Origin of the sequence: Nonomuraea sp. NPDC049684 (assembly GCF_044465345.1) — a bacterium.
GTDB lineage: Bacteria > Actinomycetota > Actinomycetes > Streptosporangiales > Streptosporangiaceae > Nonomuraea.
On sequence record NZ_JBITLO010000021.1, the window covers coordinates 150,463 to 177,234 of the forward strand.

27 protein-coding genes, 2 tRNA genes and 1 riboswitch are annotated in these 26,772 nt (G+C 69.8%); of the genes, 16 read left to right on the forward strand and 13 right to left on the reverse strand.

Annotated features, from left to right (window positions below; all coding sequences use genetic code 11):
* Window positions 1-41 precede the first annotated feature (41 nt).
* Together ACIBST_RS43760 and ACIBST_RS43765 are read left to right on the forward strand one after the other, a co-directional pair.
* On the forward strand, window positions 42-662 hold the full coding sequence (locus ACIBST_RS43760; RefSeq protein WP_397179398.1) for a disulfide bond formation protein DsbA: 621 nt from the start codon (window positions 42-44) through the stop codon (window positions 660-662).
* A gap of 130 nt (window positions 663-792) precedes the next feature.
* On the forward strand, window positions 793-2,196 hold the full coding sequence (locus ACIBST_RS43765) for an aldehyde dehydrogenase family protein (RefSeq protein WP_397179399.1): 1,404 nt from the start codon (window positions 793-795) through the stop codon (window positions 2,194-2,196).
* A 20-nt stretch (window positions 2,197-2,216) separates the two neighbouring features.
* On the opposite strand, the gene def is transcribed toward ACIBST_RS43765, so the two are convergent.
* Window positions 2,217-2,702, reverse strand: coding sequence for a peptide deformylase (def, locus tag ACIBST_RS43770; RefSeq protein ID WP_387653161.1), 486 nt, complete (start codon window positions 2,700-2,702; stop codon window positions 2,217-2,219).
* Window positions 2,703-2,792: 90 nt separating this feature from the next.
* Between def and ACIBST_RS43775 the strand changes: the two genes are divergently transcribed.
* Complete coding sequence (locus ACIBST_RS43775) at window positions 2,793-3,260, forward strand: ribose-5-phosphate isomerase (protein ID WP_352360446.1); 468 nt, start codon at window positions 2,793-2,795, stop codon at window positions 3,258-3,260.
* Here the strand turns inward: ACIBST_RS43775 and ACIBST_RS43780 are convergent.
* Window positions 3,257-3,403, reverse strand: a complete 147-nt coding sequence (locus tag ACIBST_RS43780) for a hypothetical protein (RefSeq protein WP_397179400.1) — start codon at window positions 3,401-3,403, stop codon at window positions 3,257-3,259. The genes ACIBST_RS43775 and ACIBST_RS43780 overlap by 4 nt on opposite strands.
* A gap of 23 nt (window positions 3,404-3,426) precedes the next feature.
* Complete coding sequence (locus tag ACIBST_RS43785) at window positions 3,427-4,659, reverse strand: GNAT family N-acetyltransferase (protein ID WP_397179401.1); 1,233 nt, start codon at window positions 4,657-4,659, stop codon at window positions 3,427-3,429.
* A 118-nt stretch (window positions 4,660-4,777) separates the two neighbouring features.
* On the opposite strand from ACIBST_RS43785, the gene ACIBST_RS43790 reads away from it, so the two are divergent.
* The gene (locus tag ACIBST_RS43790) at window positions 4,778-5,893 is read left to right on the forward strand and encodes a PP2C family protein-serine/threonine phosphatase (RefSeq protein ID WP_397179402.1); all 1,116 of its coding nucleotides are present in this window, start codon (window positions 4,778-4,780) and stop codon (window positions 5,891-5,893) included.
* 129 nt (window positions 5,894-6,022) lie between these two features.
* Here the strand turns inward: ACIBST_RS43790 and ACIBST_RS43795 are convergent, their stop codons facing one another.
* Window positions 6,023-6,619, reverse strand: coding sequence for a response regulator transcription factor (locus ACIBST_RS43795; protein WP_397179403.1), 597 nt, complete (start codon window positions 6,617-6,619; stop codon window positions 6,023-6,025).
* A 155-nt stretch (window positions 6,620-6,774) separates the two neighbouring features.
* On the opposite strand from ACIBST_RS43795, the gene ACIBST_RS43800 reads away from it, so the two are divergent.
* Window positions 6,775-8,076 carry a M50 family metallopeptidase gene (locus ACIBST_RS43800; protein WP_397179404.1) on the forward strand — a complete coding sequence of 434 codons (1,302 nt, stop codon included), beginning with the start codon at window positions 6,775-6,777 and terminating at the stop codon, window positions 8,074-8,076.
* A 26-nt stretch (window positions 8,077-8,102) separates the two neighbouring features.
* Here the strand turns inward: ACIBST_RS43800 and ACIBST_RS43805 are convergent, their stop codons facing one another.
* Entirely contained in the window at window positions 8,103-9,248 is a 1,146-nt protein-coding gene (locus ACIBST_RS43805; protein ID WP_397179405.1) for an amidohydrolase family protein, read from the reverse strand.
* Window positions 9,249-9,398: 150 nt separating this feature from the next.
* Between ACIBST_RS43805 and sigJ the strand changes: the two genes are divergently transcribed.
* Window positions 9,399-10,307, forward strand: coding sequence for an RNA polymerase sigma factor SigJ (gene sigJ / locus ACIBST_RS43810; protein WP_397179406.1), 909 nt, complete (start codon window positions 9,399-9,401; stop codon window positions 10,305-10,307).
* Between the two features lie 8 nt (window positions 10,308-10,315).
* On the opposite strand, the gene ACIBST_RS43815 is transcribed toward sigJ, so the two are convergent.
* From ACIBST_RS43815 to ACIBST_RS43825, 3 genes are all read right to left on the reverse strand, one after another.
* A complete protein-coding gene (locus ACIBST_RS43815) occupies window positions 10,316-11,293 on the reverse strand; it encodes a coiled-coil domain-containing protein (RefSeq protein WP_397179407.1) in 978 nt (325 codons plus the stop codon).
* Between the two features lie 5 nt (window positions 11,294-11,298).
* Window positions 11,299-11,437: riboswitch (cyclic di-AMP (ydaO/yuaA leader) on the reverse strand.
* A 68-nt stretch (window positions 11,438-11,505) separates the two neighbouring features.
* A complete protein-coding gene (gene galT, locus ACIBST_RS43820) occupies window positions 11,506-12,576 on the reverse strand; it encodes a galactose-1-phosphate uridylyltransferase (RefSeq protein ID WP_364336200.1) in 1,071 nt (356 codons plus the stop codon).
* Window positions 12,573-13,352, reverse strand: a complete 780-nt coding sequence (locus ACIBST_RS43825; RefSeq protein WP_352360430.1) for a DeoR/GlpR family DNA-binding transcription regulator — start codon at window positions 13,350-13,352, stop codon at window positions 12,573-12,575. The genes galT and ACIBST_RS43825 overlap by 4 nt, the downstream gene beginning before the upstream one ends.
* A gap of 137 nt (window positions 13,353-13,489) precedes the next feature.
* On the opposite strand from ACIBST_RS43825, the gene ACIBST_RS43830 reads away from it, so the two are divergent.
* Window positions 13,490-13,567 carry a 50S ribosomal protein bL37 gene (locus ACIBST_RS43830; RefSeq protein ID WP_125636474.1) on the forward strand — a complete coding sequence of 26 codons (78 nt, stop codon included), beginning with the start codon at window positions 13,490-13,492 and terminating at the stop codon, window positions 13,565-13,567.
* Window positions 13,568-13,606: 39 nt separating this feature from the next.
* On the opposite strand, the gene ACIBST_RS43835 is transcribed toward ACIBST_RS43830, so the two are convergent.
* A complete protein-coding gene (locus ACIBST_RS43835) occupies window positions 13,607-13,933 on the reverse strand; it encodes a hypothetical protein (RefSeq protein ID WP_397179408.1) in 327 nt (108 codons plus the stop codon).
* Window positions 13,882-14,919 carry a TrpB-like pyridoxal phosphate-dependent enzyme gene (locus ACIBST_RS43840; protein ID WP_397179409.1) on the reverse strand — a complete coding sequence of 346 codons (1,038 nt, stop codon included), beginning with the start codon at window positions 14,917-14,919 and terminating at the stop codon, window positions 13,882-13,884. The genes ACIBST_RS43835 and ACIBST_RS43840 overlap by 52 nt, the downstream gene beginning before the upstream one ends.
* A 95-nt stretch (window positions 14,920-15,014) precedes the next feature.
* Here ACIBST_RS43840 and ACIBST_RS43845 point away from each other — a divergent pair, with 95 nt between their 5' ends.
* Window positions 15,015-15,620, forward strand: coding sequence for an HAD family hydrolase (locus ACIBST_RS43845; RefSeq protein ID WP_397179410.1), 606 nt, complete (start codon window positions 15,015-15,017; stop codon window positions 15,618-15,620).
* On the opposite strand, the gene ACIBST_RS43850 is transcribed toward ACIBST_RS43845, so the two are convergent.
* On the reverse strand, window positions 15,607-16,236 hold the full coding sequence (locus ACIBST_RS43850; RefSeq protein ID WP_397179411.1) for a uridine kinase: 630 nt from the start codon (window positions 16,234-16,236) through the stop codon (window positions 15,607-15,609). The genes ACIBST_RS43845 and ACIBST_RS43850 overlap by 14 nt on opposite strands.
* A 352-nt stretch (window positions 16,237-16,588) precedes the next feature.
* Window positions 16,589-16,662: transfer RNA gene (locus ACIBST_RS43855), tRNA-Gly, on the reverse strand.
* A gap of 89 nt (window positions 16,663-16,751) precedes the next feature.
* On the opposite strand from ACIBST_RS43855, the gene ACIBST_RS43860 reads away from it, so the two are divergent.
* Window positions 16,752-16,828: transfer RNA gene (locus ACIBST_RS43860), tRNA-Pro, on the forward strand.
* Window positions 16,829-16,906: 78 nt separating this feature from the next.
* On the forward strand, window positions 16,907-17,407 hold the full coding sequence (locus ACIBST_RS43865; RefSeq protein WP_397179412.1) for a DinB family protein: 501 nt from the start codon (window positions 16,907-16,909) through the stop codon (window positions 17,405-17,407).
* A 16-nt stretch (window positions 17,408-17,423) separates the two neighbouring features.
* On the opposite strand, the gene ACIBST_RS43870 is transcribed toward ACIBST_RS43865, so the two are convergent.
* Window positions 17,424-17,921: an ATP-binding protein gene (locus ACIBST_RS43870; RefSeq protein WP_397179413.1), complete on the reverse strand. Its 498-nt coding sequence runs from the start codon at window positions 17,919-17,921 to the stop codon at window positions 17,424-17,426.
* Between the two features lie 232 nt (window positions 17,922-18,153).
* Between ACIBST_RS43870 and ACIBST_RS43875 the strand changes: the two genes are divergently transcribed.
* The 6 genes from ACIBST_RS43875 to ACIBST_RS43900 all read left to right on the forward strand — a co-directional run bounded on the left by ACIBST_RS43875 (window position 18,154) and on the right by ACIBST_RS43900 (window position 26,392).
* Window positions 18,154-19,020, forward strand: a complete 867-nt coding sequence (locus ACIBST_RS43875) for a helix-turn-helix transcriptional regulator (protein ID WP_352360394.1) — start codon at window positions 18,154-18,156, stop codon at window positions 19,018-19,020.
* A gap of 166 nt (window positions 19,021-19,186) precedes the next feature.
* The gene (gene tig, locus ACIBST_RS43880; RefSeq protein ID WP_397179414.1) at window positions 19,187-20,575 is read left to right on the forward strand and encodes a trigger factor; all 1,389 of its coding nucleotides are present in this window, start codon (window positions 19,187-19,189) and stop codon (window positions 20,573-20,575) included.
* A 445-nt stretch (window positions 20,576-21,020) separates the two neighbouring features.
* Window positions 21,021-21,653 carry an ATP-dependent Clp protease proteolytic subunit gene (locus ACIBST_RS43885; protein WP_352323605.1) on the forward strand — a complete coding sequence of 211 codons (633 nt, stop codon included), beginning with the start codon at window positions 21,021-21,023 and terminating at the stop codon, window positions 21,651-21,653.
* A gap of 11 nt (window positions 21,654-21,664) precedes the next feature.
* Window positions 21,665-22,288, forward strand: coding sequence for an ATP-dependent Clp protease proteolytic subunit (locus ACIBST_RS43890; RefSeq protein WP_397179415.1), 624 nt, complete (start codon window positions 21,665-21,667; stop codon window positions 22,286-22,288).
* A 184-nt stretch (window positions 22,289-22,472) separates the two neighbouring features.
* Complete coding sequence (gene clpX / locus ACIBST_RS43895) at window positions 22,473-23,756, forward strand: ATP-dependent Clp protease ATP-binding subunit ClpX (RefSeq protein ID WP_185067261.1); 1,284 nt, start codon at window positions 22,473-22,475, stop codon at window positions 23,754-23,756.
* 62 nt (window positions 23,757-23,818) lie between these two features.
* Window positions 23,819-26,392 (forward strand): valine--tRNA ligase, encoded by a 2,574-nt coding sequence (locus tag ACIBST_RS43900; protein WP_397179416.1) that lies wholly within the window; start codon window positions 23,819-23,821, stop codon window positions 26,390-26,392.
* The last annotated feature ends 380 nt before the right edge of the window (window positions 26,393-26,772 follow it).

The window sequence follows — 26,772 nt, forward strand, 5'->3', positions numbered from 1 at the left end:
GCCGGGAATAGGACCTCGACACCCTCAGGTTATGGCCCCACGTGACTGAGAAGATTCCCGTGGACCTGTGGTTCGATCCTTTCTGCCCTTTTGCCTGGGCGACGTCACGATGGCTTCTCGAAGTGGAGAAGGTACGCGCCATCGAGCCGCGCTGGCACGTCATGAGCCTCAACGTCCTCAACGAGGGCAAGGACGTGCCCGACTCCTACCGTGAGGCCATCGCCAGGGCCATCGAACCCGTCCGCGTGGTGGCCGCCGCGCGGGCCGCGCACGGCGACGAGGTCGTCGGCCCGCTCTACACCGAGCTCGGCACGCGCCTGCACAACGAGCGCGGGATGAAGGACCTCAGCCGCCTCGGCGAGCTGATCGAGGACTCCCTGGAGGCGATCGGCCTCAGCCGCGACCTCGCCGCCGCCGCCCACTCCACCGAGTGGGACGACGCCGTGCGCGCCTCCCACCAGGAGGGCATCACGCTGGTCGGCCAGGACGTCGGCACCCCGGTCATCCGCGTCGGCGCCAACGCCTTCTTCGGCCCCGTCATCACGTCCATCCCGAAGGGCGAGGCCGCGGGCAGGCTGTGGGACGGCGTGCTTCTCGTCACCGAGTTCGAGGACTTCTTCGAGCTCAAGCGGACTCGTACCAGACAGCCCACCTTCGACTAGATATGTCGCCACCGCCGGGGTAAGACTCATACCCTGGCGGTAGGTTCCCGGACGCGCGGAGGATGAGGAATCCCCCTCCGTGCGATCCGTGCTCTCGCCAGTCCCACGACGTGCACGCGAGGATGGCCCCATGCGCCAGCTGTATATCGGCGGTTCCTGGAACGCCTCTACGTCAGACGAGTCCATCGAGGTCGCCAACCCGGCCACGGAGGAGATCATCGACCGGGTGCCCGCGGGCACCCCCGACGACGTCGAGGCGGCGGTGTCGGCGGCGCGTGAGGCGTTCCCCGCCTGGTCCGACACCTCGGCGGCCCAGCGCGGCAAGCTCCTCGGCGACGCGGCCGAGCTGCTCAAGCAGCGCGCCGAGAGTGTCGCGGCGACGATCGCCACCGACATGGGCGCACCCCTCGGCTTCGCGCTCAAGGTGCAGACGCTGATGCCCGCGGCCGTGCTGTCCTCCTACGCGCAGCTGGCCGAGAGCTACCCGCGCGAGTCCCGCATCGGCAACTCGCTGCTGGTCAAGGAGCCGATCGGGGTCGTCGCGGCGATCACGCCCTGGAACTACCCGCTGCACCAGATCATCTGCAAGGTCGGCCCCGCGCTGGCCGCCGGCTGCACGGTGGTGCTCAAGCCCAGCGAGGTGGCGCCGCTGGCGGCGTACGCGCTGGCCGAGATCCTCGACGAGGTGGGCCTGCCGCCCGGGGTGTTCAACCTGGTCAGCGGGCGCGGCCCGGTCGTCGGCGAGGCGATGGCCGCCCATCCCGAGGTGGACATGGTCTCCTTCACCGGCTCCACCGCGGCCGGCCGCCGGGTCGCCGCGCTCGCCGCCGAGACCGTCAAGCGGGTGGCGCTGGAGCTCGGCGGCAAGTCGGCCAACATCATCCTGCCCGACGCCGACCTGGCCACGGCCGTCAAGGTCGGCGTGGCCAACTGCTTCATCAACGCCGGCCAGACCTGCTCGGCCTGGTCCCGCATGATCGTCCACCGCGACCAGTACGACGACGCCGTCCGCCTGGCCGTCGAGGCGACCCGCAAGTACACCGTCGGCGACCCCTTCGACGAGGGCACCAGGGTCGGGCCCCTGGTGTCGGCGGCCCAGCGCGACCGGGTGGTCCGCTACATCAACCGGGGCCAGGAGGAGGGCGCCAGGCTCGTCGCCGGCGGCACCGAGCGTCCCCGCGAGCGTGGCTTCTACGTCGAGCCCACGGTCTTCGCCGCGGTCGAGCCGGGCATGACGATCGAGCAGGAGGAGATCTTCGGGCCCGTGCTGGCGCTGATCCCGTACACGAGCGAGGGCCAGGCCGTGGAGATCGCCAACGACACCAGGTACGGCCTGGCCGGCGCGGTCTGGTCGGGCAGCCAGGAGCGCGCGGTCGCCGTCGCCCGCAGGCTGCGCACCGGCCAGGTCGTCGTCAACGGCGGCCAGTTCAACCCGCTGGCCCCCTTCGGCGGCTACAAGCAGTCGGGCGTGGGCCGCGAGCTGGGCGAGTTCGGCCTGGAGGAGTACCTGGAGATCAAGTCGCTGCAGCTGTAGGGCCCTCGGGCCGCCGCGGCCTAGGCGCGCAGCATGATCCGGCGGGCCTCGTCCTTCGGCAGGCGGTCGACGTACAGCTTGCCGTCGAGGTGCTCGGTCTCGTGCTGGAAGCAGCGCGCCAGCGAGCCGCGCGCCTTGATGCGCACGGGCCGCTGCAGCCGGTCGACGCCCTCGACGGTGACGCCCGCGGCCCGCGCGACGGGGGCGTAGATCGGCGTGCGGGTGCGGCGGTCGGGCACCGACAGGCAGCCCTCCTCGTCGGAGACCTCCTCGGCGTCGTCGACGGTGAGCACCGGGTTGGCGACATGGCCCTTGCGCCCGGCGATGTCGTAGACGAACAGCCGCCGCGACACGCCGATCTGCGGACCGGCCAGGCCCACGCCGTTGACCGCGTACATCGCCTGGAACATCTCCTCGATCAGGCGGCGCAGCTCGCGGTCGAAGTCGGTGACGGGCTCAGCGGGCGTGCGCAGCACCGGATCGCCGATGACGCGGATCTCACGCATGCGTCTCCACTTTCGTAAGGACTGGGGAACGGTAGGGGTCCTTACTCTAGCCAGCGAGTGGGATCGGCGGGGCTGTGGAAGACTGGGCGGGTGCGTGTCTACATCGGTGCCGACCATGCCGGCTATGAGCTCAAGAACCACCTCGTGTCCTGGCTCAAGGACCACGGCCACGAGGTGACCGACTGCGGTCCCTTCGTCTACGACGCCGAGGACGACTATCCGGCGTTCGTCCTGCGCGCCGCCGAGGGCGTCGCCGGCGACCCCGGCAGCCTGGGGGTGGTGATCGGCGGCTCGGGCAACGGCGAGCAGATCGCGGCCAACAAGGTGCGCGGCATCCGCGCGGCCCTGGCCTGGAGCGAGGAGACCGCCTCGCTGGCCCGCGAGCACAACAACGCGAACGTCGTCAGCATCGGCGCGCGCATGCACACGACCGAGGAGGCGACCAGGTTCGTCGAGGTCTTCCTGACCACCTCCTTCTCCGGCAGCGAGCGCCACAGCAGGCGCATCGCGCAGCTGACCACCTACGAGACGATCGGCCAGCTGCCCTCGCTGCCCTAGGTCTTGCGCCTGGCCTCGCGCCGGGGCATCTCGTCGCGCAGGGGCCGCCGGTCGGCGGCCTCCTGCTGCTCCTTCGACGGCCTGGACACGTCGCGGGCCCGCATGGCGATGGTCACGGTGATCTGCAGACTTTGCAGGGCCATGCTCAGAGCCTACGTCCTGTGTCTCAGAACACCAGCCCGGCCAGCGGCTTGGGGCTCCACGCCATGGCCGCGGCCAGCGCCCGCACCGCGCCCGGCGTGTGCTCGCGCAGCAGGCCGGCGTCGAGCTGCGCGCCGAGCAGGCCGTCGCCCATGTACGCCGAGCCGAGCGCGGACACCGGCACCGTCAGGTGCGGCTCGTCGTCCACCGGTTTGCACTCCGCGCCGGCGGTGTCGGCGGTGAGCCGCCGGCGGCCGGCGTTCCACGGGCACACGTCGTCCTCGATCTCGATCACCAGGTCCACGGGGGCCGCGTAGGCGCGGGCGGTCAGGGCCCTGTCGACGTCGACCAGGCGTACCCACAGCTCGTCCGACCAGGTCGCGCGGAGCTGGCGGGAGTCGGCGAACAGCGCGATCAGGGCGTCGTCCACCGGCCGGGCGTACGCCTCCAGCTTGGTGATCAGGTCGCGGTCCAGCATGTTGCGCCACAGCAGGGCGTAGGCCGCCGGATCGGTCGCCTCCAGCTCGAACACCCGCAGCTCGCCGCTGGGCACGCCGTTGGGGTCCCACGCCGACTTGGTGCGGAACAGCGCGTAGCCGCGCACCTCCTGGTCGTCCACGGCGAGCACCGCGCGCAGCGAGCCCCAGCCGCCCCTGTCGTGCTCCTCGTCGGCCAGGAAGGCGTCCCAGACGTGCCGGTTGCGCTCGTACCGGCCGGGACGCCGGGTCACGACGGCGGCGAACACCTTCTCGAAATCGGCCCTGGCCTCGGTGGGGGAGACCACCCTGAGCCGGAGCGCCGGGTCGGTGGGGGCGTTCCGCACGAAGTCCGAGCGGTGCTTGTCGATCTTGTACGACAGTTCGCTGGCCGCCCGGCCGTACCCGAACCTGCCGTAGATCAGCGACTCCGAGGCGTAGAGGGCGGCCACCGACTCGCCGCGGTCGCGGATGTCGGAGAGCTGGCGGCGCATCAGCGCGGACAGCACGCCGCGGCGGCGGTGCGAGGGAAGCACGCTGACCGCGGTCACCCCGGCCACGGGGATCTGGCGTCCGCCGGGGACGGTCATCGTGAGGCTGAAGACGGACGTGACGCCCGCCATGGTGGCGCCGTCGAAGGCGACCAGGGTGCGGTCGAACTCCGTGGCCGCCTTGTACCGCTCGTCCTGGGTGGGGTGCGGCGTCCAGCCGAACCCCTCTGCGAGCACGCCGGCGAAGCCCGGCCACTCGGATTCGTCAATGGGACGGATCGGGTAGGTCATCCGTCCACGGTAGGAGCGGGCAAAGGGGGACGGCCACCCAATATCCGTGCTTAATGATCAAGGCGTTGGTCAAGTGGGCTGCCCAAACAGGGGTCAGACCGATACAGTCACACGCATCATGAGTTCCCGTCCGGCGCCGCTGATTCCGCCACGGGTCCGTGCGGTCCTGGTGCGGGTGCCGTTCCTGGTGTCCGCCGTCCGGTTCGTCCGGAGAGGGCCGCTGGCCCGTGACCGCAACCTGCTCATCACGCTCACCGTGCTCTCGCTCGTCATCGGGCTGCTGGCGGCGAAGGTGTCCACCGAGTGGTTCTCGCCGTCCCTGCTCATCCTGGTCACCCTGATCGGCGGGCTGCAGCTGCGGCTGCGCAGCCTGGTCAAGCTGCTGGTGGCGGTGGGCGTCGCGCTGACCTACGTCGCGGCCACGCTCGGGGTGGCGCGGGTGGGGCTGGGGCTCACGGTGACGATCGTGTTCACCACCGTGCTCGCCGTGCTCATGGCCCGTACCAGGGGCAAGCTCGGCGTGCAGGGGCTGCGCGGCGACGCGATGCTGCTGGAGCTGCGCGACCGGCTCAGGAGTCAGGGCGAGCTGCCCCCGCTGCCCAAGGACTGGGGCGGCAAGGTGGTGCTCAAGCAGGCCGGGGGCTCGTCGTTCGGCGGCGACTTCCTGGTCTCCATGCGTGACGGCGACTCCGTGGAGATCGCCCTGGTCGACGTCTCCGGCAAGGGCGTCGACGCCGGCACCCGCGCGCTGCTGCTGTCGGGCACGTTCGGCGGGCTGCTCGGCTCGGTCGACGACTTCCTGCCCGCCTGCAACGCCTACCTGCACCGCCAGCGCGGCGACGAGGGCTTCGTGACGGCCGTGCACGTACGCCTCGACCTCGCCACCGGCGACTACACGATCACCTCGGCCGGCCACCCGCCGGTGGTGAAGCTCGACTCCGGCACCGGCAACTGGCAGGTCGCCTCGGCCAAGGGCGTGGTGCTCGGGGTGGTGCCCGACCTGCACTGCGAGCCCGACAGCGGCACCCTGCGCAAGGGCGACGCGCTGCTGCTCTACACCGACGGCCTGATCGAGCAGCCGGGGCGCGACATCGACGCCGGGCTCGACCGGCTGCTCGGCGAGGCCGAACGGCTGCTGCCCTCCGGTTTCCGCGACGGCGCGAAGGCGCTGGTCAACGCGATGTCCTCGGGCCACAACGACGACTGCGCGCTGGTGTTGATCTGGCGTCCGTAGTGACGTTTCACATGGGTCAGGTCGTGATGACGGTCACTGGCAACGGGTTCGGCGGGCTGAGATCATTCGACTGTTCGGGTCCCGGCGGAGCGGCGCGGCTCCACCGGGCCCGTCATCTCGTCCGGTCCGTCACAACCAGCCGCTGTCGCTGGCGATGCGCACGGCGTCCAGCCGGTTGCGGGCGCCCGTCTTGCACATGATCCGCGACAGGTGGTTGCGCACGGTGCCCACCGACAGGAACAACTGGTCGGCGATCTCGGTCGATCTCGCCCCCCCCGCCGCGATGCGCAGCACGTCGAGCTCCCGCCGGGTGAGCGGGTTGGCGGCCGACTGCAGGGCCGCCACCGCGAGCTCGGCCTCCACCGCCCGGCCGCCCGCGGCGACCTGGCGCACCCCCTCGGCCAGCCGCTCGGGCGCCACCCGCAGGCTCATGAACCCCAGCACGCTCCCGTTGAACGCCCTGCGCACCTGGCCGGGGCTCGGCCGCGCGGAGAGGATCAGCACCGAGCAGCGGGGGATCTGCTCGGTCAGATACGTGGCCACCGGCAGGCCCGGCAGGTCGAGGTCGACGATCGCGACGTCGGGCGCGCTCGACCGCGCGGCCGGCAGCACACCGTCGGGGCAGCCCGTCTCGGCGACCACCCGCAGGTCGGGCTCGGCTTCGAGCGTGGCCTGCAGACCGCGTCGCACCAAGGGCAGGTGTTCGGCGATGAGTATGCGGATCAAGACGTCCCCCTCCATCGTCTCCCAGGGTGATCGGCTGATCGCTTACTGTCAATGCGGTCCGTTGATTCACCAAAGTGCGGGCAAGCCCGAGGGATGTGATGAGTTCGACTAGTCTGGGAACGTCGAGACCGTCTGTCTGCCTGGAGCGCGTGTAGATGAACTGGCTCTTTGTCGCCGGGATCCTTCTCTTCCTGGTGGGGTTGATGGTCTCCGTCGGCCTGCACGAGGTGGGCCATCTCGTGCCGGCCAAGATCTTCGGCGTCCGGGTGACCCAGTACATGGTGGGCTTCGGCTCGACGGCCTGGTCCATCCGCAGGGGCGAGACCGAGTACGGCATCAAGTGGCTGCCGCTCGGCGGCTACATCCGCATGATCGGCATGCTGCCGCCGCGTCCCGGCGACGCTCCCGGCAGGCTGCGGAGCGCGGGGACCGGGCCGTGGCAGGGCCTGATCGAGACCGCCCGCGACGCCGCCATGGAGGAGGTGCGGCCCGGCGACGAGGACCGCGTCTTCTACCGCAAGAAGTGGTGGCAGAAGATCATCATCATGTCGGGCGGCCCGGCGATGAACTTCGTGCTCGCCTTCATCTTCTTCAGCATCCTGCTGGTCGGCATCGGCCTGCCGAAGACGGCCCCGATCGTGTCGGCCGACACCAACACGTGCGTGATCCCCACCACCGAGGTGCGCAAGACGTGCGCGCCCACCGACGAGCGCACCCCGGCCGCCAAGGCGGGCGTCAAGGTGGGCGACCGCATGGTCTCCCTCGACGGCCAGAAGATCGAGAGCTGGCAGGACGCCACCCGCCTGATCCGCGGCCACGGCGCCGGCCCCGTCAAGCTCGGCATCGTCCGCGACGGGAAGCCGATGACGCTCGACGTCACCCTCATCGCCCAGGACATGCCGAGCCTGACCGACGAGAGCAAGGTCGACAAGGGCGTCGGGTTCCTCGGCGTCAAGCCCTCCCAGGTCTTCGAGCAGCAGAGCATCGGGCAGGTGCCGGGCTACATGAGCGACCTGACCGGCCGCGTCGTGGGCTCGATGGTCAACCTGCCGGCGAAGATGGTCGGCGTCTGGAACGCCGCCTTCTCCGGCGAGAAGCGCGACCCCGAGGGCCCGGTCGGCGTGGTGGGCGCGGGCCGGCTCGGCGGCGAGATCCTGGCCTCCGACATGTCCAACAAGAGCAAGCTGTTCACCTTCGTCAGCCTGCTGGCCGGGTTCAACCTGGCGATCGGCCTGTTCAACCTGATCCCGCTGCTGCCCCTCGACGGCGGCCACATCGCCGGCGGCCTGTGGGAGGGCGTCAAGCGCGGCTACGCCAAGATCATGCGCCGCCCCGAGCCCCGCTACGTCGACATCGCCAAGGTGCTGCCGCTCACGTACGCGATGGCGTTCGTGCTGATCATCATGGCCGGTCTGCTGGTCTACGCCGACCTGGTCAACCCCCTCACGCTCGGCTGACCCGGCCGGCGCGCCACGGGCGGGGCCTACCGGCTCTGGCGCACCCCGCGACGCCAGACCTCGGCGATGTCGGCGACGGCGGTGACGTCCCGGGTGGCGTCGCCCTCGACCAGCAGCAGGTCCGCGCGCAGGCCGGGCGCGATCCGGCCCCGGTCGGCCAGCCCGAAGTGCCGGGCGGGCACGCTGGTCGCGGCGGCCAGCGCCTCCTCGGCGGTGAGCCCGGCCTGCGTGAGCAGCCGCAGCTCGCGGTGCAGGCCGGCGCCGTGGGCGGGCACGAACGGGGTGGCGTCGGTCCCGGCGAGCAGGGGCGCGCCCGCGCGGCGCAGGGCCCGCAGCGCGCCCACGGCGTTGGCGGAGCTGCCGGGCCGGGCGCAGTCGGCGGTCTCGACGTGCCGGGCCGTGATCGCCTCGAAGTAGGCCAGCGTGGTCACCACGAAGACGCCCTGCTCGCGCACCCGCCCGGCCAGGCGCGCCAAGGCCGGGTCGTCCGGCGCCAGGTCGGTCCACACGTGGGCCAGGCCGTCGACGCCGGCGTCGAGCGCGATCCCCACCTCGGCGGCGGTGATCGCGTGCGCGATGACCAGCAGGCCCGCCTCGTGCGCCGCCGCGGACAGGGCGGCGGCGACCTCCGCCGTCATGACCGGGAGGTCGGCCCCGTGCACGGCGCCGTCGTCGATGACGATCTTGAGGTAGTCGGCCCCCTCGGCCAGCCGGGCCCGGACGAACGCCGGCGCCTGCGCGGGATCGGAGACGAAGTCGATCGCCGTCACGTCCAGCCCGTCCAGGACGGTGCCCGCCAGGGCCGCCAGCAACTGGGTCGGGTGCCCGCCGGGAGCGGTGGCCAGCGTGCCGGCGCTGCGCAGGTCGGCCACGTCGTCGTGCTCGGCGGCCAGCCGCCGCTGCCCGGCCAGGATCTGGGGCAGGCAGAACATGTCGAGCTCGGTGGTGACCCCGTACCGCAGGGCCTGGGCCAGGCTGCCGTCGAACACGTGGGTGTGCGCGTCGATCAGGCCGGGCAGCAGCGTCCTGCCCGTGCCGTCCACCTCGGCGTCGGCCGGGCGGCCCCCGGCGGCGCCGACAGCGGCGATCAGACCGTCCTCGATCACCACGTCGGCCGTCGCGATGGTGTGCTCGCCGTCGAACACCCTGACGTCGCGGATCAATGTACGCATCGAAGCTCTCCTTTGTGAGTCGTGACGCCACCACAGAGGGGCGACCGGCCGGGAACTGTGACACGAGTGGCATAGATCACGCTTGATGGCCGCATGTCACAATCGCTGCGCGTCGGGACTCTTCGGTTGCGACAGACGAGGAGGCACGCCATGACACCGACCCCGCGGCACCCCGCCGACGCCGCCACCGAGCAGTTCCTGGGCTACCGGGAGCTGCTGTTCTCCGTGGTCTACAACATGCTCGGCAGCGTCGCCGACACCGAGGACGTGCTGCAGGAGGTGTGGCTGGCCTGGTCCGCCCGGCACCGCAGGCCGGAGGCCGGGCCGGTGGAGAACGTCCGGGCCTATCTGGTGCGGATCGCGGTGAACCAGGCGCTCGCCCGGCGCGCGGACCTGAGCCGCCGGCAGGAGACCTACGTCGGCCCCTGGCTGCCGGAACCGCTGGTCACGGCCCCCGACAACGCCGGGGACGCGGCCGGGGGCGGGGAGTCGCTGTCGATGGCGGTGCTGGTCGTGCTGGAGACCCTGTCACCGCTGGAACGAGCGGTCTTCGTGCTGCACGAGGTGTTCGGTTTCAGCCATCCGGAGACGGCCGGCATCCTCGGGCGCTCGCCGGCGGCGGTCCGGCAGCTCGCGGCCCGCGCGCGCCGCCACGTCCATGCCCGCCGTCCGCGTCACCGGACCGAGCCCGGCGTCCACGCCGAGGTGACCGAGCGGTTCGCCGCGGCGGCACTCGGCGGCGACCTGCGGGCCCTGCTGGAGGTGCTGGCGCCGGAGGTGACCCTGTGGACCGACGGCGGCGGCAAGGGGCCGGCCACCAGCCTGCACCCGGTCCACGGCCGGGACCGGGTGGCCGCGCTGTTCATGTCCGTCGCCGCGACGCTGACCCCGGGCGCGGTGGACCTGCGCTACCGGCGGGTGGCCGGCGACCCGTGCGCGCTCGTCTTCTCCGGCGCCGGGCCGCTGGCCGTGGTCGTCGTCGATCTGACGCCCGAGGGCGACCGGATCGCCGCCGTCTACTCCGTCACCAACCCCGACAAACTCACCGGCGTCCGCTGAGCCCGCGGCTAGTTCATCGAGATGTGCACGTGGTCGTAGTGGTTCTCGGTGATGCTGCCGCGGTCGGACATCGCGCGCCAGCCCGAGCCCTGGTTGATGCGCTGCTTCCAGATCACGTACTTGACGCCCAGCTTGGCCTTGTTCTGCAGCGCCCAGGCGGCCAGCCGGTCGCCGAGCGCGTTGTTGTCGGCGCTCGGCATGGTGCCGCCCGTGCTCATCATGAAGTCGCAGGCCCGGCCGAGCGGGTGCTCGCCGCTGGAGCCGGACCGGAAGCAGCCCACGTCGTACGGCAGCGAGAAGTTCTTCTGCACCTGCGCGCGCATCAGCCGGGTGCGCGGCGTGATGTTGTCCGAGCCGGACGGCAGCTCGGGCGCCCAGCTCCCGTCGGACTTCTTGCCCGGCCCGAACGGCACGAGGTCCTGGAGCTTCTTCTTGATGTCGTCGATGACGTCCTCGGCGTCGTCGCGCTGCTCGGCCACCTCCGCCGTGCCCGCCTTCAGCTCCGTCGCGAGCGCGGCGGCGGCCGCGGCGGCCTTCTTCTGGTCGTCGCGGGCCTTGGCCACGCTGTCGACGACCGCCTGCTGCTCGGCGGTGAGCTGTTCGAGCACGGCCGCGCCGTTGCCGTCCGGGGTCAGCATGAAGCCTGGCAGGGAGGCGTCGCGGCTCTGGTAGCGCATCCGGGCGATCTCGGCGACCCGCTGCTCGGCCGTGGCCACCGCCTGCTCGGCGGCGGCGAGCCGCTGCTGGGCCGCGGTGGCGGCCTCCTGGGCCTTGGCCAGCTCGACCCGCTTGAGGTTGTACGTCTCGATCAGCTTGTCGACCTTGCGGTTGAGCTGCTTGAGCTGGGCCCGCAGCTCCGCCTCCGACGGCTTGGGCGCGGCCGCCGCGGTTCTTGGCACGAAGGCTGAGGCGGCGGCCGGATGGACGAGCAGGGCGGTGGCGGTGATGAGACCGACGGCGAGACTCGCGGGGGACGAAGCCGCCACGTGGTAGTTCCTCTCCCTCTGCCGGCCGGGTTAGCTGACGGGTTCGGGCACGGGAGTAGTCCCTACCACTTGCGCGGATTCACCCCGGATGCGATGGGTCCCCGGCTCCCGGGCAACACGCCCGGGATTAGGCGTACAACGACCGTTATGGCCGATGTCTAACGGGATATTAGTGGTAGATCACGAGTCATGCGACTTTAATGAGAAACCAATTAGTGATCAATTCGTGATCGCAACATGCGTGCCGCCTCCTCCGGCAGCACGTCGTTGACGAAGGCCCCCATGGCCGACTCCGAACCCGCCAGGTACTTCAGCTTCCCGGGCGCCCGCCTGATGCTGAACAGCTCAAGGTGCAGGTAGGCCAGCTCCCGGCCGTACCGCACCGGCGCCTGGTGCCAGGCCGAGATGTACGGCATCGCCACCCCGAACAGCGCGTCGAGCGCCCGCAGCACCGAGGTGTACAGCGGCGCGAACGCGGCCCGCTCCTCCTCCGACAGCGCGGCCAGGTCGGGCACCTGCCGGTGCGGATACACGTGCACCTCGAACGGCCAGCGCGCGGCGGCCGGCACGAAGGCCGTCCAGAGCTCGTTGGCGGCCACCACCCGCGTCCCGGCGGCCTGCTCGGCGGCCAGCACGTCGGCGAACAGGTTGCCGCCGGTGTGCCGCGAGGCGGCCCCGAGCTGGAGCTTGGTGCGCGGGGTCACGTAGGGGTAGGCGTAGATCTGGCCGTGCGGGTGGGGGAGCGTGATGCCGATCTCTTCGCCCCGGTTCTCGAAGCAGAACACCTGCTCGACGCCCTCGATGCCGGACAGCTCGGCCGTGCGGTCGGCCCACGCCTCCATGACCAGCCTGACCTGGGCGTTGGAGAGCCTGGAGAAGGAAGAGGAGTGGTCGGAGGTGAAGCACACCACCTCACACCGCCCGACACCCGGCCGCACCTCACTCAGGCCGCCGACATCCCCGTACGTCCCAAAATTTCCGGAGAAAGAGGGGAAGCGGTTCTCGAACACCACCACGTCGTAGTCGTGGGCCGGGATCTCCGACGCCCGCGTGGCGGACGACGGGCACAACGGGCACTCGTCGGCCGGCGGCAGGAACGTCCGCGTCTGCCGGTGGCCGGCGATCGCGATCCACTCCTCGGTCAGCGGGTCGTAGCGCAGCTCGGAGGCCACCGGCCGCGGATCGAGCGGCCGCCGGTCGATCGCGCTCCGGTCGGCGTCGTCGCGCCGGTCGAAGTAGATCAGCTCTCGGCCGTCTGCCAGGTGGGTGATGGTGCGCTTCAAGGCGTGCCCTCCGCGATGATCAGTTCTCCGGCCCGTTCGGCCAGCTCGGTGCGTGCTTCCTCGGGCAGCCCCGCGTCGCTGATGACCACGTCGGCCTCGGTCAGCTCGGCGATCGTGCTGATGCCGACCGTGTTCCATTTGGTGTGGTCGGCGGGGACCACCAGCCGGTGCGCCGCGGCCACCAGCTCCCTGTCGGTCTCCGACTCCAGCAGGTTGGGCGTGGTGAACCCGGCGCGCAGGCTCATGCCGTGCACCCCGAGGAAGAGCGTGTCCACGTGCAGGCGGCGGATGGCCGCCACGGCCACGGGGCCGACGAGCGCGTCGGAGGGCGTGCGCACGCCGCCGGTCAGCACGACCGTGCGGTCGGCGCGCGGGTTGCGGTGGAAGACCTCGGCGACGGGGATCGAATTGGTGATCACGGTCAGCTCGGCCACCGCGACCAGGTGGTGGGCCAGCGCCCACGTGGTGGTGCCGGCGGAGAGCGCCACGGCGGTGCCCGGCCGTACGAGGGTGGCCGCGTGCCGCGCGATGGCCTCCTTCTCCTGCTGCTGGCGGGCGGACTTGGCGGTGAAGCCGGGCTCCTCGGTCGAGCCGGGGCCGAGGGCCGTCGCGCCCCCGTGGACCTTCTCCAGCAGCCCGCGCTCGGCCAGCACCTCAAGGTCGCGGCGTATCGTCATGTCGGAGACGCCGAGCTCGCGCACGAGGTCGGCCACCCGGACGCCGCCGCTGCTGCGTACGCGTTCGAGGATCGTCTGCTGACGCTGCTGTGCGAGCACGCCCACCCCTTCCAACAGATTCCACCAAATTATGACACGACTTTGTTGAGGAATGTTAGGTCACGGCGTATCGCTTGTGCGACCCGCGGGCAGGGGAGACCTTGAAGGTCACGATCCCGACCGCTGGAGGTGAGCCCATGGCGAAACGTGCACGCAAGGGCAGGGCGCGCAAGAAGAAGAAGGCGAACCACAGGAAGCGCCCGAACGCGAACTGAACACGGGTGGCCGCGGTTCGCGCGGCCACCCGTGTCATCTCAGCCGGGCAGCTCGGTGAGCGCCTGGTCCAGGCGCTCCTGCGGCAGCGCGTAGTCCTCCAGCTCGCCGGCCAGGTGGCGGTCGTAGGCGGCCAGGTCGAAGTGGCCGTGCCCGCACAGCGCGGTGAGGATCACCTTCTCCTCGCCGCTCTCCTTGCAGCGCAGCGCCTCGGCGATGGTCTCGGCCAGCGCGTGCGTGGGCTCGGGGGCCGGGACGATGCCCTCGGTCCGCGCGAAGCGCACACCCGCCTCGAAACACTCGCTCTGGGTACGCGTCACCGCCTCGAACAGCCCCAGCTCGTACATGTGGGACAGCAGCGGCGCCATGCCGTGATAGCGCAGCCCGCCGGCGTGGATCGGGTCGGGGACGAAGGAGTGCCCGAGGGTGTGCATCTTGAGCCCAACGGCGTCAGCCCGGCGGTGTCGCCGAAGTCGTAGGCGTACACGCCGCGGGTGAACGACGGGCAGGCGGCCGGCTCGACGGCCCTGAACCGGGTGCCGATCCGTCCGGCCAGCTTCTCCCGCAGGAAGGGGAAGGCCAGGCCGGCGAAGTTGGAGCCGCCGCCGGTGCAGCCGATGACCAGGTCCGGCAGCTCGGGCAGCTGCGCCAGGGCCTCCTCGCCGATCACCGTCTGGTGCAGGAGGACGTGGTTGAGCACCGAGCCGAGCGCGTACCGGGCCTGCGGGTCCGCGGCGGCCACCTCGACCGCCTCGCTGATCGCCAGCCCCAGGCTGCCGGGGGAGGCGGGGTCGTCGGCCAGCGCCTTGCTGCCCGCGCCGGTGAGGGGCGAGGGGCTGGGGTGGACGGTGGCGCCGTACACGCCCATGAGCGAGCGCCGGTACGGCTTCTGGTCGTAGGACGCCCGAACCATCCAGATCCGGCATTCGATGTCGAACTGGGCGCAGGCGAACGCCAGAGCAGACCCCCACTGTCCCGCGCCGGTCTCCGTGGTCAGCAGCCGCACGCCTTCCTTGGCGTTGTAGTACGCCTGCGGCACGGCGGTGTTCGCCTTGTGCGAACCGGCCGGTGAGACGCCCTCGTACTTGTAGTAGATGCGGGCCGGCGTGTCGAGGGCCTTCTCCAGCCGGTGCGCTCTGATCAGCGGCGTGGGCCGCCACAGCCGGTAGACGTCGATGACCTCCTTGGGGATGGGCACGTAGCGGTCGCCGCTGACCTCCTGCCCGATGAGCTCCATGGGGAACAGCGGCGCGAGGTCGTCCGGCCCGACGGGACGGCGGGTGCCGGGGTGCAGGGGCGGCGGAGGCGGCACGGGAAGATCGGGAACGATGTTGTACCAGTTGCCAGGGATCACCGTTTCAGTTTGAGCCGCCCCCGTGAGCCGTCAAGGGTATGGACGCGGACACGTTCCTTCTTTACCTTGGTTGAAACAGTTCACATGGAGGTTAGATGAAAATCGATGCGGTCGTGTTCGACATCGGCGGGGTGCTGGAGCTGACGCCGTCCCTGGGCGTGACGACCAGGTGGGAGGAGAGGCTCGGACTGCCCGCCGGTCACCTCGACGCGCGGCTGGAGCCGACCTGGCTGGCCGGGGCGGTCGGCGAGATCACGGAGGAGCAGGCCGAAGCCGAGGTGGCCGAGGTGCTCGGGGCGCACGCCGGGGCGTTCATGGCCGACGTCTGGACGGAGTACCTCGGCACGCCCAACACCGAGCTCATGGCGTACCTGGGCGCCTTGCGTCCGCATTACCGCACGGGCCTGGTGAGCAACAGCTTCGTCGGCGCCAGGGAACGCGAGCAGGCCGCGTACGGCTACGCCGGTCTTGTGGACCACATCGTCTATTCGCACGAGGCGGGCGTGGGCAAGCCGGATCCGCGCATCTACCTCATGGCCTGCGACGCCCTCGGCGCCGACCCCGCCGCCACGGTGTTCCTCGACGACCACGAGCCGTACGTCGAGGGCGCCCGCGCTGCCGGCCTGCACGCCGTGCGTTACACGTCCAATGCCCAGGCCGTCGCCGAGCTGGACGCGCTGCTCGGGCTCAGCCGTCCGTGAGCACCGCCGGCCTGTCCGGATGGTCGGCCCTGACCACCACGTCGGCGGCCCGCTGCGGGCGCGCCTCGCGTTCGTCCCGCTCGTAGGCCGGCAGCCGCCACCGCTCGTCCTGCGGCGTGCGCCGCGCCAGCGCCGCCGCCGACAGCCACACGTGCACGCTCACCTCGAACGGCAGCCCCCGCCCCAGCAGCAGCGTGCCGTCCACGAGGGCCACCCCGCCCGGCGCCAGCTCCCGGTAGGGCAGCCGGTACGCGCGATCGATCCCGCTGTCCCACAACGCCGGCAGCACCCGCCCCGAGCCGCCCGGCTCCAAGGGTTCGAGCACCTCGCGCAGCAGCCCCTTGACGTCGAGCCAGTCCTCGTAGAAGACGTCGGGATCGGTCCGGCCGTGCTCCAGCCGGAGCGAGGCGGGCCGCAGGAAGTCGCCCGCGGACACCCGCAGCACGGGCCGGCCGCGCAACCGCAGCGGCGCGACCAGCTCGTCGGCCAGCGCGCCGGGCCCCGCCGCGGGCGCCCCGTCGACGGCCACCCGCACCCAGGCGTCCTTGGGCCGCGCGGCGACGAGCTCGGCCAGCTCCTCGACGAGCGCCTCCCGGGAGATCGGACGTGCACGCATCCCCGCCAGCCTACGCCCCCGAAGATCACTAAAGGCCGGCCCCCCGGCCTGGGTTAAGCCCATCGCGCGGGTGCCGCGGTTGGCGTTTCCCGTTGGTCATGCGCCACTACATCGGCCACGTGATCGACGGTCACGAGATGGTGCCAGGCAGGCTCCTGGCAGTCGACTCCGGTGAGCACCGGTTCGCGATCCCGCTGGGAGGCATGGAGCCGCCCATCTCGTCATCCCCGAGTGCGCGGCCCGCGACGGGCGGCACGGCACGTGGATCTGGTGAAGGCGACGCCCTGAGGGACAAGATCGGATAACAGTAAGGCCCAGGCTCGGGGATCTCCCGGACCTGGGCCTTCATGCTTGGAGCGGACGACGGGAATCGAACCCGCGTAGCTAGTTTGGAAGACTAGGGCTCTACCATTGAGCTACGTCCGCGCGAACCGGTCGAACTCTGGTCTAGACTTCATCCGGTCGTCAGGGCGTAAGCGTACCGGAGTCACGGACCGCATGCGCACCCGGCGAGGCGGGGCGTGGCGCAGCTTGGCAGCGCGCTTGCTTTGGGAGCAAGAAGTCGCAGGTTCAAATCCTGTCGCCCCGACCAGGTCAACGGCCCCCTCCGACGCGGAGGGGGCTTCTCGGCCCCGCGGCCTTCGGACGAAGCGCCCACTAAGGTCGAGGCGTGACAGACACTCGCGTTCCCCCACCCTTCGCCGGCGACGAACGGGCCATGCTCGACAACTGGCTCGAATGGCATCGCGGCACGCTGGCCGTCAAGTGCGCCGGCCTCACCGACGAGCAGCTCAGGCTCCGCTCCGCCGAGCCGTCCGCCATGTCGCTGCTGGGCCTGGTCCGGCACCTGGCGCACGTGGAGCGCGTCTGGTTCCGCCGCGTGCTGAACGGCGAGGACATCCCCCGCCTGTGGAACAAGGACGTCGACAACGACGCCGACTTCAACGACGTGGACGACGCCTCGGTGGAGGAGGCGTTCGCCACCTGGCAGGACGAGATCGAGCGCGCCCGCGCCATCTCGGCCGCCAAGCCCCTCGACGCCGTGGGCGACCGCAACGGCCAGGACTGCACCCACCGCTGGATCCTCGTCCACATGATCGAGGAGTACGCGCGCCACAACGGCCACGCCGACCTGCTGCGCGAGCGCATCGACGGCGCCACCGGCGAGTAGCCGCCGCGCCGGGGGGTCAGCCCTCTTCGGAGTCGGAGCCTTCTTCGGCGCGGAACAACGCCCACACGGCCTTGCCGCCGCGGTCGAGCGGGTCCCAGCCCCAGCACTGGCTGTAGGTCTCGACGATGTAGAGTCCGCGCCCGTTCTCGGAGATGAAGTCCGGCTCCTTGCGGCGCGGCACCTCGTCGCTGGGGTCGGCCACGGCCAGCAGCACGTGCGGCGACACGCGCATCAGCAAGAGCTCGATCTCCCGGCGGCCGGCCGCGTACATCGCGTACCTGACGGCGTTCGTCACCAGCTCGGACACCACGAGCGCGGCGTCGTCGCTCAGCTCGTGCAGGCCCCATCCCCGCAGCGTGGAGCGGGTCACGTCCCTGGCGGTCTTCACCGAGTCGGCCTGAAAGGGCAGGGGGCACGCGGTCGTGTTCGGCTTCCCGCCCTTGAGCAGGTGGTCGAACCCCACCTCACGGGTGATCTGCAGGCAATCGGCAGTGGCCAGAGGATCCTCCACCATGCCGCCGATACCTCCCCGTAGCCCTCGGTTTAGTGCATGTTTGGCCCACAATGCACTAAGCCATCATGGGTCACGAACGCGGCGGCTGCAAGACCCAAATGCACGTGCAGCTGCAATGTGCAACAGCATGCGCCTTTTGGGGCAAATCTCTCCTAATCGGACACGGGGTTGAGACCTTGTCATACCCGGCAATGTGGTGTCACTGTGTGTGCGGACCTTGATAGGAGGCAAAGTGACGCAGAACCAGCCGGGTTCCGGGCCGACGGCGCTGCGCATCCTCCTGGGCTCCCAGCTGCGAAAGCTCAGGGAGGCGAAGAACGTCACCCGCGAGGAGGCGGGGCACCTCATCAGGGGCTCAGAATCCAAGATCAGCCGCATGGAGCTGGGCCGGGTCGGGTTCAAGGAACGTGACGTCTCCGACCTGCTCACCCTGTACGGCGTCGTGGACCCGCAGGCGCGAGCCGCCGTCCTCGACCTGGTGGCCACCGCGAACGAACCCGGCTGGTGGCACCGGTTCAACGACGTCCTGCCCACGTGGTTCCAGGCGTACGTCGGCCTTGAGGAGGCCGCCGCCCGGATCAGGACCTACGAGGTCCAGTTCGTGCCGGGACTGCTGCAGACCAAGGAGTACGCCCGGGCGGTCGTCACCGCCGGAGCGGCGGGCATCGCGGCGGAGGAGATCGCCAGGAGGGTCGACCTCAGGCTCGAACGCCAGCGCATCTTCGACCGGCCGGACGGCCCCGTCTTCTGGGCCGTGATCGACGAGGCGGCGCTGCGCCGGCCCATCGGCGGCGTCGAGGTCATGCGCGCCCAGCTCGAACACCTCATCGACCTCATGCGGCAGCCCAGCATCACCATCCAGATCATGCCGTTCAGCTTCGGCGGCCACAGCGCCGAGGGCGGCGCCTTCAGCATCCTGCGCTTCCCCGACCGCGACCTGCCCGACGTCGTCTACGTCGAGCAACTGGCCAGCGCGCTGTACCTGGACAAGCGTGAGGACGTGGACCGATACACGGAGGTCATGGAGCGGCTGTGCGCCGTGAGCACGACCCCCGACGAGACGATCGATCTGCTCAGGACGATCGCCGAGGAGTTCTGACGGCGACGACGTCGTTGTTCGGTACGCATCTGCCCTAGACTGGCCATCGGCGTTGGATCCCGCCGTGGCGGAGCATGCCCAACGCCGCTCATGTGGGCGCGGCGCGTGAGCCGTACCGAATGGACGCGCCCGCGATCACTCGTAGCTTGATCAAGGAGACCATTCCGTGAAGACCGCTGTCGAGGAGCTCAGCCCGACCCGGGTCAAGCTCACCGTCGAGGTGCCGTTCGAAGAGCTGCGCCCGAGCATGGATGCGGCGTACAAGAAGGTCGCGCAGCAGGTGCGCGTCCCCGGGTTCCGGCCTGGCAAGGTTCCGGCCCGCATCATCGAGCAGCGCTTCGGCCGGGCGGTAGTGCTGGAGGAGACCCTCAACGACGCGGTGCCCAAGCTCTACGGCCAGGCCGTCGACGAGGTCGACGTGTTCCCGGTGAGCCAGCCCGACATCGAGGTCACGAAGATCGACGACGGTGAGCAGATCGAGTTCACCGCCGAGGTCGACATCCGGCCCAACTTCGAGGTGCCCGACTACCAGGGCGCCGAGGTCACCGTCGACTCCGCCGAGGTCTCCGACGAAGACGTCGACGCCCAGCTCGACTCGCTGCGCCAGCGCTTCGCGACGCTGACCGGCGTCGAGCGCGCGGCCGCCAACGGCGACTTCGTGGTGATGGACCTCCGCGCCGAGATCAACGGCGAGAACATCGAGGAGCAGCAGGCCAGCGAGGTCTCCTACGAGGTCGGCGCCGGCTCGGTGCTCCAGGGCCTCGACGACGCCCTCGCGGGCATGTCCGCGGGCGAGGAGAAGAGCTTCAAGACCGAGCTCGTCGGCGGCGAGAACGCCGGCGAGGAGGCCGACGTGATCATCAACGTCAAGTCGGTCAAGGAGAAGGTCCTGCCCGAGCTCGACGACGAGTTCGCCCAGCTCGCCAGCGAGTTCGACACGCTCGACGAGCTCAAGGCCAGCATCCGCGAGCAGGCCCGCCGCAACAAGCTCATCGACCAGGTCGTCCAGGCCCGCGAGAAGGCCCTCGACGCGCTGCTCGAGAAGATCGACATCCCGCTGCCCGAGAGCGCGCTCAAGGCCGAGGTCGACGCCCGCAAGCACAACCTCGACCACCAGATCGCCGAGAGCGGCCTCAGCCGCGACGCCTTCTTCCGTCTGTACCAGACGACGGAGGAGGAGCGTTTCGCCGAGTTCGACAGCAACTCCGCCAAGGCGCTCAAGGTCGGCTTCGTGCTCGACAAGATCGTCAAGGCCGAGGAGCTGGGCGTCAACGAGCAGGAGCTGACCAACTTCGTGGTGCGCCGCGCCATGGAGATGGGCGTCCAGCCCAACGAGCTGGCCAAGCACCTGGCCGACAACGACCAGCTCACGCTGGCCATGGTCGAGATCGTCCGCGACAAGGCCAAGTCCGTGCTGGGCGACGCCGCGAAGGTCGTCGACACCGAGGGCAACGAGGTCGACCTCAAGGCCATCTACGCCGAGATCAACGGCGCCCCGGTCGAGGAGGAGGGGGCCGAGGAGGCCGCCGAGTCCGAGGAGAAGGCCGAAGCCTGATCTTTACCGAAGCCCCCGGACCCATGGGTTCGGGGGCTTCGTGCTTTCCGGCCCCGCGGTGCGCCGCGCGGGTCCGCGAGCACGACCGAGCGCGTGTACGCGCCCAGAAGGCCCCTGACGGTCCCGCGGGGCGCGAACGGCCCCTCACCCCGCGGGGGCCGCCCCTCGACGGCTCGACGGCCCCTCACCGCCACCGGACGCCGTCCACCGGTACGCAATCCCACAAGCTCCACCAGCCCCATCAGCACGGCACCATCCCCGCCGAAACGCCCACAGAGCCGGAGCATGAGCCGGACGTGGAGGAACGGCGTACGCTGACAGAAGACCGGTCACCCAGACCTGCGCCGTCAGCGAACAGTACGGGGGACCGGGCATGACCTGTGGGCGTCGCGCGTTAAGGTCACAAGCAAAGCCAATCACTTACGACGCATCGGAAGGTGACGCTGTGACCAGCCCGCCGACCTTCTATCAGCCTGAGTCGCGAGGCCGTGAGAACGGCTCGTCCTTCCGGCTTGAGGACCAGCTTTACCAGCGCCTGCTGCGTGAGCGCATCATCGTGCTCGGTCAGGAGGTCAACGACGAGATCGCCAACCGGATCTGCGCCGAGCTGTTGCTGCTCGCGGCCGACGACCCCGAGCGCGACATCACGCTGTACATCAACTCGCCGGGGGGCTCGGTGAGTGCCGGTATGGCGATTTACGACATGATGGAATATGTGCCAAACGACGTGTCCACGGTGGTGATGGGCATGGCCGCCTCCATGGGGCAGTTCCTGCTCACCGCCGGCGCCCGCGGCAAGCGCTACGGCCTGCCGCACGCCCGCGTCATGATGCACCAGCCGTCCGGCGGCATCGGCGGCACCGCGGCCGACATCGCCATCCAGGCCGAGCAGATGCTCTACGTGAAGAAGACGCTCGCCGAGCGGATCGCCTTCCACACCGGGCAGCCGCTGGACCAGATCGAGTCCGACTCCGACCGCGACCGCTGGTTCACGGCCGAGGAGGCGAAGGACTACGGCTTCATCGATCACGTGGTCCGCAGCGCGCGGCAGGTGCCCTCCGTGGGCCCGGTCTCCTAGGGGGAGCTGACATGAACATCCAGAGCCGTTACGTTCTCCCCTCCTTCGTCGAGCGCACGTCCTACGGCGTGAAGGAGATGAACCCGTACAACAAGCTCTTCGAGGACCGCATCATCTTCCTCGGAGTGCAGATCGACGACGCGTCGGCCAACGACGTGATGGCCCAGCTGCTGACGCTGGAGTCGCTCGACCCCGACCGTGACATCAGCATCTACATCAACTCGCCCGGCGGCTCGTTCACGGCCATGACGGCGATCTACGACACGATGCAGTTCGTCCGGCCGGAGATCCAGACCGTCTGCCTCGGCCAGGCCGCGTCCGCCGCGGCCGTGCTGCTGGCCGGCGGCACCCCGGGCAAGCGCTTCGCGCTGCCCAACGCCCGGGTGCTGATCCACCAGCCCTCCACCGAGGGCGGTGGCCAGGGAAGCGACATCGAGATCCAGGCCCGCGAGATCCTGCGCATGCGATCCCTCCTTGAGGACATCGTGGCAAGGCACACGGGCAAGGCCTCCGCCGACATCCGCAAGGACATCGAACGCGACAAAATTCTCAACGCGGACGAGGCAAAGGCGTATGGTCTGATCGACGACATCATCCCGACCAGGAAGAAACGAGCTCAGGCCGTCGCTTCCTAGTTGAGATGTGACGCACCGGAGCGCTGCCCAATAGGGCACGTTCCGGTGCGACTCGCCGCTAGGGGGCTCACTGAGGGCCCAGAAGACGGTAACGTCGAAACCTGAGCGGTTCGGCCTAGTCCGGAGGATGTCCGGAGACACTGCTCGCGTGAGCAGGGCGGTCCCACGCAAAGGAGTATCTGGGGTGGCACGCATCGGCGACGGGGGAGACCTGCTGAAGTGCTCTTTCTGCGGGAAGAGTCAGAAGCAAGTCAAGAAGCTCATTGCCGGTCCAGGCGTCTACATCTGCGATGAGTGCATCGATCTCTGCAACGAGATCATCGAGGAGGAGCTCTCCGAGTCCTCCGAGCTCAAGTGGGACAACCTGCCCAAGCCGAGGGAAATCTACGAGTTCCTCGACGCCTACGTCATCGGACAGGACAAGGCGAAGAAGGCGCTCTCGGTGGCGGTCTACAACCACTACAAGCGGGTGCAGTCCGGTGACCGGGGCAGAGACGACGGCCTTGAGCTGGCCAAGAGCAACATCTTGCTGCTCGGGCCGACCGGGTCGGGAAAGACTCTCCTCGCACAGACTCTGGCGAAGATGCTCAACGTGCCCTTCGCCATCGCCGACGCGACGGCCCTCACCGAGGCCGGCTATGTCGGCGAGGATGTCGAGAACATCCTGCTCAAGCTCATCCAGGCCGCCGACTACGACGTCAAGAAGGCCGAGACGGGCATCATCTACATCGACGAGGTCGACAAGATCGCCCGCAAGAGCGAGAACCCGTCGATCACCCGCGACGTCTCGGGCGAAGGCGTGCAGCAGGCGCTGCTGAAGATCCTCGAAGGCACGACGGCCTCGGTGCCGCCGCAGGGCGGCCGCAAGCACCCGCACCAGGAGTTCATCCAGATCGACACCACCAACGTGCTGTTCATCTGCGGTGGAGCCTTCGCCGGCCTCGAAAAGATCATCGAGTCGCGCATCGGCAAGAAGGGCATCGGCTTCAACGCCATCATCCGCTCGAAGGAAGAGGTCGACACGGCCGACATCTTCGGCGACGTGATGCCCGAAGACCTGCTGAAGTTCGGCATGATCCCCGAGTTCGTCGGCCGCCTGCCGGTCATCACCTCGGTGCACAACCTCGACCGCGAGGCCCTCATCCAGATCCTCACCGAGCCCCGCAACGCGCTGGTCAAGCAGTACCGCAAGCTGCTGGAGCTCGACGGCGTGGAGCTGGAGTTCACCGACGGCGCCCTGGAGGCCATCGCCGACCAGGCCATCCTGCGCGGCACCGGCGCCCGCGGGTTGCGCGCGATCCTGGAGGAGGTGCTCCAGTCCGTCATGTACGAGGTGCCCTCCCGCCAGGACGTCGCCCGCGTGGTCATCACCCGCGAGTCGGTGCTGGAACACGCGATCCCGACGCTCGTCCCGCGCGACCAGCTCGCCGCCAAGCAGCAGCGCACGCCGCGCGAGAAGTCGGCCTGACCGTCCGCGAAAACGCCCCCGGGTTCGTCCCGGGGGCGTTTCGCTTGTCCGGCTCCCTAGAATTGGTGCTTGTGACAACGCAAGAGCTGCCCACCCAATACACGCCGGCCGACGTCGAGACCCGTAGCTACGAGCGCTGGGTGTCCGAAGGCTACTTCCACGCCGACCCGGGCAGCTCGCGCGTGCCGTACAGCATCGTCCTCCCGCCGCCCAACGTGACCGGCGTCCTGCACATCGGCCACGCGCTCGACCACTCCATCCAGGACGCGCTGACCCGCCGCGCCCGCATGCAGGGCCGCGAGACGTTGTGGCTGCCTGGCATGGACCACGCCGGCATCGCCACCCAGAACGTCGTGGAGCGCGAGCTGGCCAAGCAGGGCCTGTCCCGCCACGACCTGGGCCGCGAGGCGTTCGTCGAGCGCGTCTGGGAGTGGAAGGAGGAGTCAGGCGGCAGGATCCTCGGCCAGATGCGCAAGCTCGGCGACGGCGTCGACTGGGAGCGCGAGCGCTTCACCATGGACCCGGGGCTGTCGCGGGCCGTCCAGACCATCTTCAAGAAGCTCTTCGACGACGGGCTCATCTACCGCGCCGAGCGCATCATCAACTGGTGCCCGCGCTGCCTGACCGCGCTGTCCGACATCGAGGTCGAGCACAGCGAGGACGAGGGCGAGCTGGTCTCGATCCGCTACTCCGACGAGATCGTCGTGGCCACCACCCGCGCCGAGACCATGCTCGGCGACACGGCCGTGGCAGTCCACCCCTCCGACGAGCGCTACGCCCACCTGGTCGGCACGATGGTCGAGGTGCCGCTGACCGGCCGCATGATCCCCGTGGTCGCCGACGAGCACGTCGATCCCGCCTTCGGCACCGGCGCGGTCAAGGTCACCCCGGCCCACGACCCCAACGACTTCGAGATCGGCCGCCGCCATTCGCTGCCGTCCCTCACCGTCATGGACGAACGTGGCGTCATCACCGCCCACGGCCCTTTCCAGGGGCTCGACCGCTTCGAGGCGCGCCCGGCCGTGGTGGCCGCGCTGCGCGCCGAGGGCCGCATCATCGCCGAGAAGCGTCCCTACCTGCACTCGGTCGGCCACTGCTCGCGCTGCAAGACCGTGGTGGAGCCGCGGCTGTCGCTGCAGTGGTTCGTCAACGTCTCGCCGCTGGCCAAGGCCGCCGGCGACGCCGTGCGCGACGGCCGCACCCGCATCCACCCGCCGGAGCTGGCCAAGCGCTACTTCGACTGGGTCGACGACATGCACGACTGGTGCATCTCCCGCCAGCTGTGGTGGGGCCACCGCATCCCGGTCTGGTACGGGCCGGGCGGCGAGGTTGTCTGCGTCGGCCCCGACGAGGAGCCGCCGGCCGGCTACACCCAGGACTCCGACGTCCTCGACACCTGGTTCTCCTCCGGGCTGTGGCCGTTCTCCACGCTGGGCTGGCCCGACTCCACCCCGGAGCTGGAGAAGTTCTATCCGACCTCCGTGCTCGTCACCGGCTACGACATCCTGTTCTTCTGGGTGGCCAGGATGATGATGTTCGGCCTCTACGCCATGGACGGCCGCCCGCCGTTCCAGACCGTGGCCCTGCACGGCATGGTCCGCGACCAGTACGGCAAGAAGATGTCGAAGTCGTTCGGCAACGTGGTCGACCCGCTCGACTGGGTCGAGCGCTTCGGCGCCGACGCCACCCGCTTCACGCTGCTGCGCGGCGCCAACCCCGGCGCCGACGTGGCGGTGAGCGAGGAATGGGCCGCAGGCTCGCGCAACTTCTGCAACAAGATCTGGAACGCCACCAGGTTCGCGCTGATGAACGGCGCGGCGGTGGGCTCGTTCGACGGCCTCGACCTCACCGCGGCCGACCGCTGGATCCTGTCGCGCCTGCAGACCGTGGTGAGCGCCGCCGACGCAGCCTTCGACGAGTACGAGTTCGCCAAGGCCTCCGACCTGCTCTATCACTTCGCCTGGGACGAGGTCTGCGACTGGTACCTGGAGCTGGCCAAGATCCAGCTCGGGGAGGGGCTCGAACACACCCGGCTCGTGCTCGGGCACGTGCTCGACGCGCTGCTGCGGTTGATGCATCCGCTGGTGCCGTTCGTCACCGAGGAGTTGTGGCGAGCGGTGACGGGTGGCGAGTCGATCGTCGTGGCCCCCTGGCCGCAGACCGACGCTCGCTACGCGGACCCGGCGGCCGAGGCAGAGATCGACGCCCTGCAGGAGCTCGTCACCGAGGTCCGCAGGTTCCGTTCCGACCAGGGGCTCAAGCCCGGCCAGAAGGTGGCCGCCCGTCTGGGGCTGTCCGGCACGCCGCTGGAGGCCCAGGAGAGGGCGATCCGCGCGTTGCTGAGGCTGACCGAGCCGGCGGAGACGTTCAACGCCACAGCGCGCCTCAGCGTGGGCGCGGTGACCGTGGAGATCGACACCGCGGGCGCCATCGACGTCGTGGCCGAGCGCAAGCGTCTGGAGAAGGATCTGGCCGTCGCCCGGAAGGAAGCCGCTCAGGCGGCCGGCAAGCTGGGCAACGAGCAGTTCATGTCCAAGGCGCCCGACGACGTGGTCGCCAAGGTCCGGGGCCGGGCCGAGCAGGCCGCCGCGGACATCGCGCGCCTTGAGGCACAGCTGTCCGGGCTCGGGGTTTAGAGCATACGAACGCGGGGAAGGTCCATTCGTTACCGAAGATGGACCTTCGACGTCCTCAGGGCTGCTAGAGTTTTCAACGCGGGGCCGATCGGCCCCGACACCCCTGCTGATCAACCCGAACTTTCGGGCTGTCTGACCTGGCGGTTGGACAAAGGCCGGAAGTTAGAGTAAGTTAGCAGGGTTGCTCCGAAACGGAGCAGGTCCGGAAGCTCCCGGATCGGGCGGTTTGACAAGAATCGTCCGGATCTGGTAGACTGAAGTAAATGAAATGTGAGCGCCTCTGAGCGAGGATCCGGGAACGGGTTCTGGTGAGGAAGTACGCGTCCGTTTCTTGAGAACTCAACAGTGTGTTAAAAGCCAGTGCATGAATACATGCATAA

Bases quoted from the DNA above. Each gene is read 5' to 3' on its own strand.
- ACIBST_RS43765 (WP_397179399.1), top strand. From the start codon at position 793: ATGCGCCAGCTGTATATCGGCGGTTCCTGGAACGCCTCTACGTCAGAC.
- def (WP_387653161.1), bottom strand. From the start codon at position 2,702: ATGCGTGAGATCCGCGTCATCGGCGATCCGGTGCTGCGCACGCCCGCT.
- ACIBST_RS43780 (WP_397179400.1), bottom strand. From the start codon at position 3,403: ATGGCCCTGCAAAGTCTGCAGATCACCGTGACCATCGCCATGCGGGCC.
- ACIBST_RS43785 (WP_397179401.1), bottom strand. From the start codon at position 4,659: ATGACCTACCCGATCCGTCCCATTGACGAATCCGAGTGGCCGGGCTTC.
- ACIBST_RS43790 (WP_397179402.1), top strand. From the start codon at position 4,778: ATGAGTTCCCGTCCGGCGCCGCTGATTCCGCCACGGGTCCGTGCGGTC.
- ACIBST_RS43800 (WP_397179404.1), top strand. From the start codon at position 6,775: ATGAACTGGCTCTTTGTCGCCGGGATCCTTCTCTTCCTGGTGGGGTTG.
- ACIBST_RS43805 (WP_397179405.1), bottom strand. From the start codon at position 9,248: ATGCGTACATTGATCCGCGACGTCAGGGTGTTCGACGGCGAGCACACC.
- sigJ (WP_397179406.1), top strand. From the start codon at position 9,399: ATGACACCGACCCCGCGGCACCCCGCCGACGCCGCCACCGAGCAGTTC.
- ACIBST_RS43830 (WP_125636474.1), top strand. From the start codon at position 13,490: ATGGCGAAACGTGCACGCAAGGGCAGGGCGCGCAAGAAGAAGAAGGCG.
- ACIBST_RS43835 (WP_397179408.1), bottom strand. From the start codon at position 13,933: ATGGCGCCGCTGCTGTCCCACATGTACGAGCTGGGGCTGTTCGAGGCG.
- ACIBST_RS43845 (WP_397179410.1), top strand. From the start codon at position 15,015: ATGAAAATCGATGCGGTCGTGTTCGACATCGGCGGGGTGCTGGAGCTG.
- ACIBST_RS43850 (WP_397179411.1), bottom strand. From the start codon at position 16,236: ATGCGTGCACGTCCGATCTCCCGGGAGGCGCTCGTCGAGGAGCTGGCC.
- ACIBST_RS43870 (WP_397179413.1), bottom strand. From the start codon at position 17,921: ATGGTGGAGGATCCTCTGGCCACTGCCGATTGCCTGCAGATCACCCGT.
- ACIBST_RS43890 (WP_397179415.1), top strand. From the start codon at position 21,665: ATGAACATCCAGAGCCGTTACGTTCTCCCCTCCTTCGTCGAGCGCACG.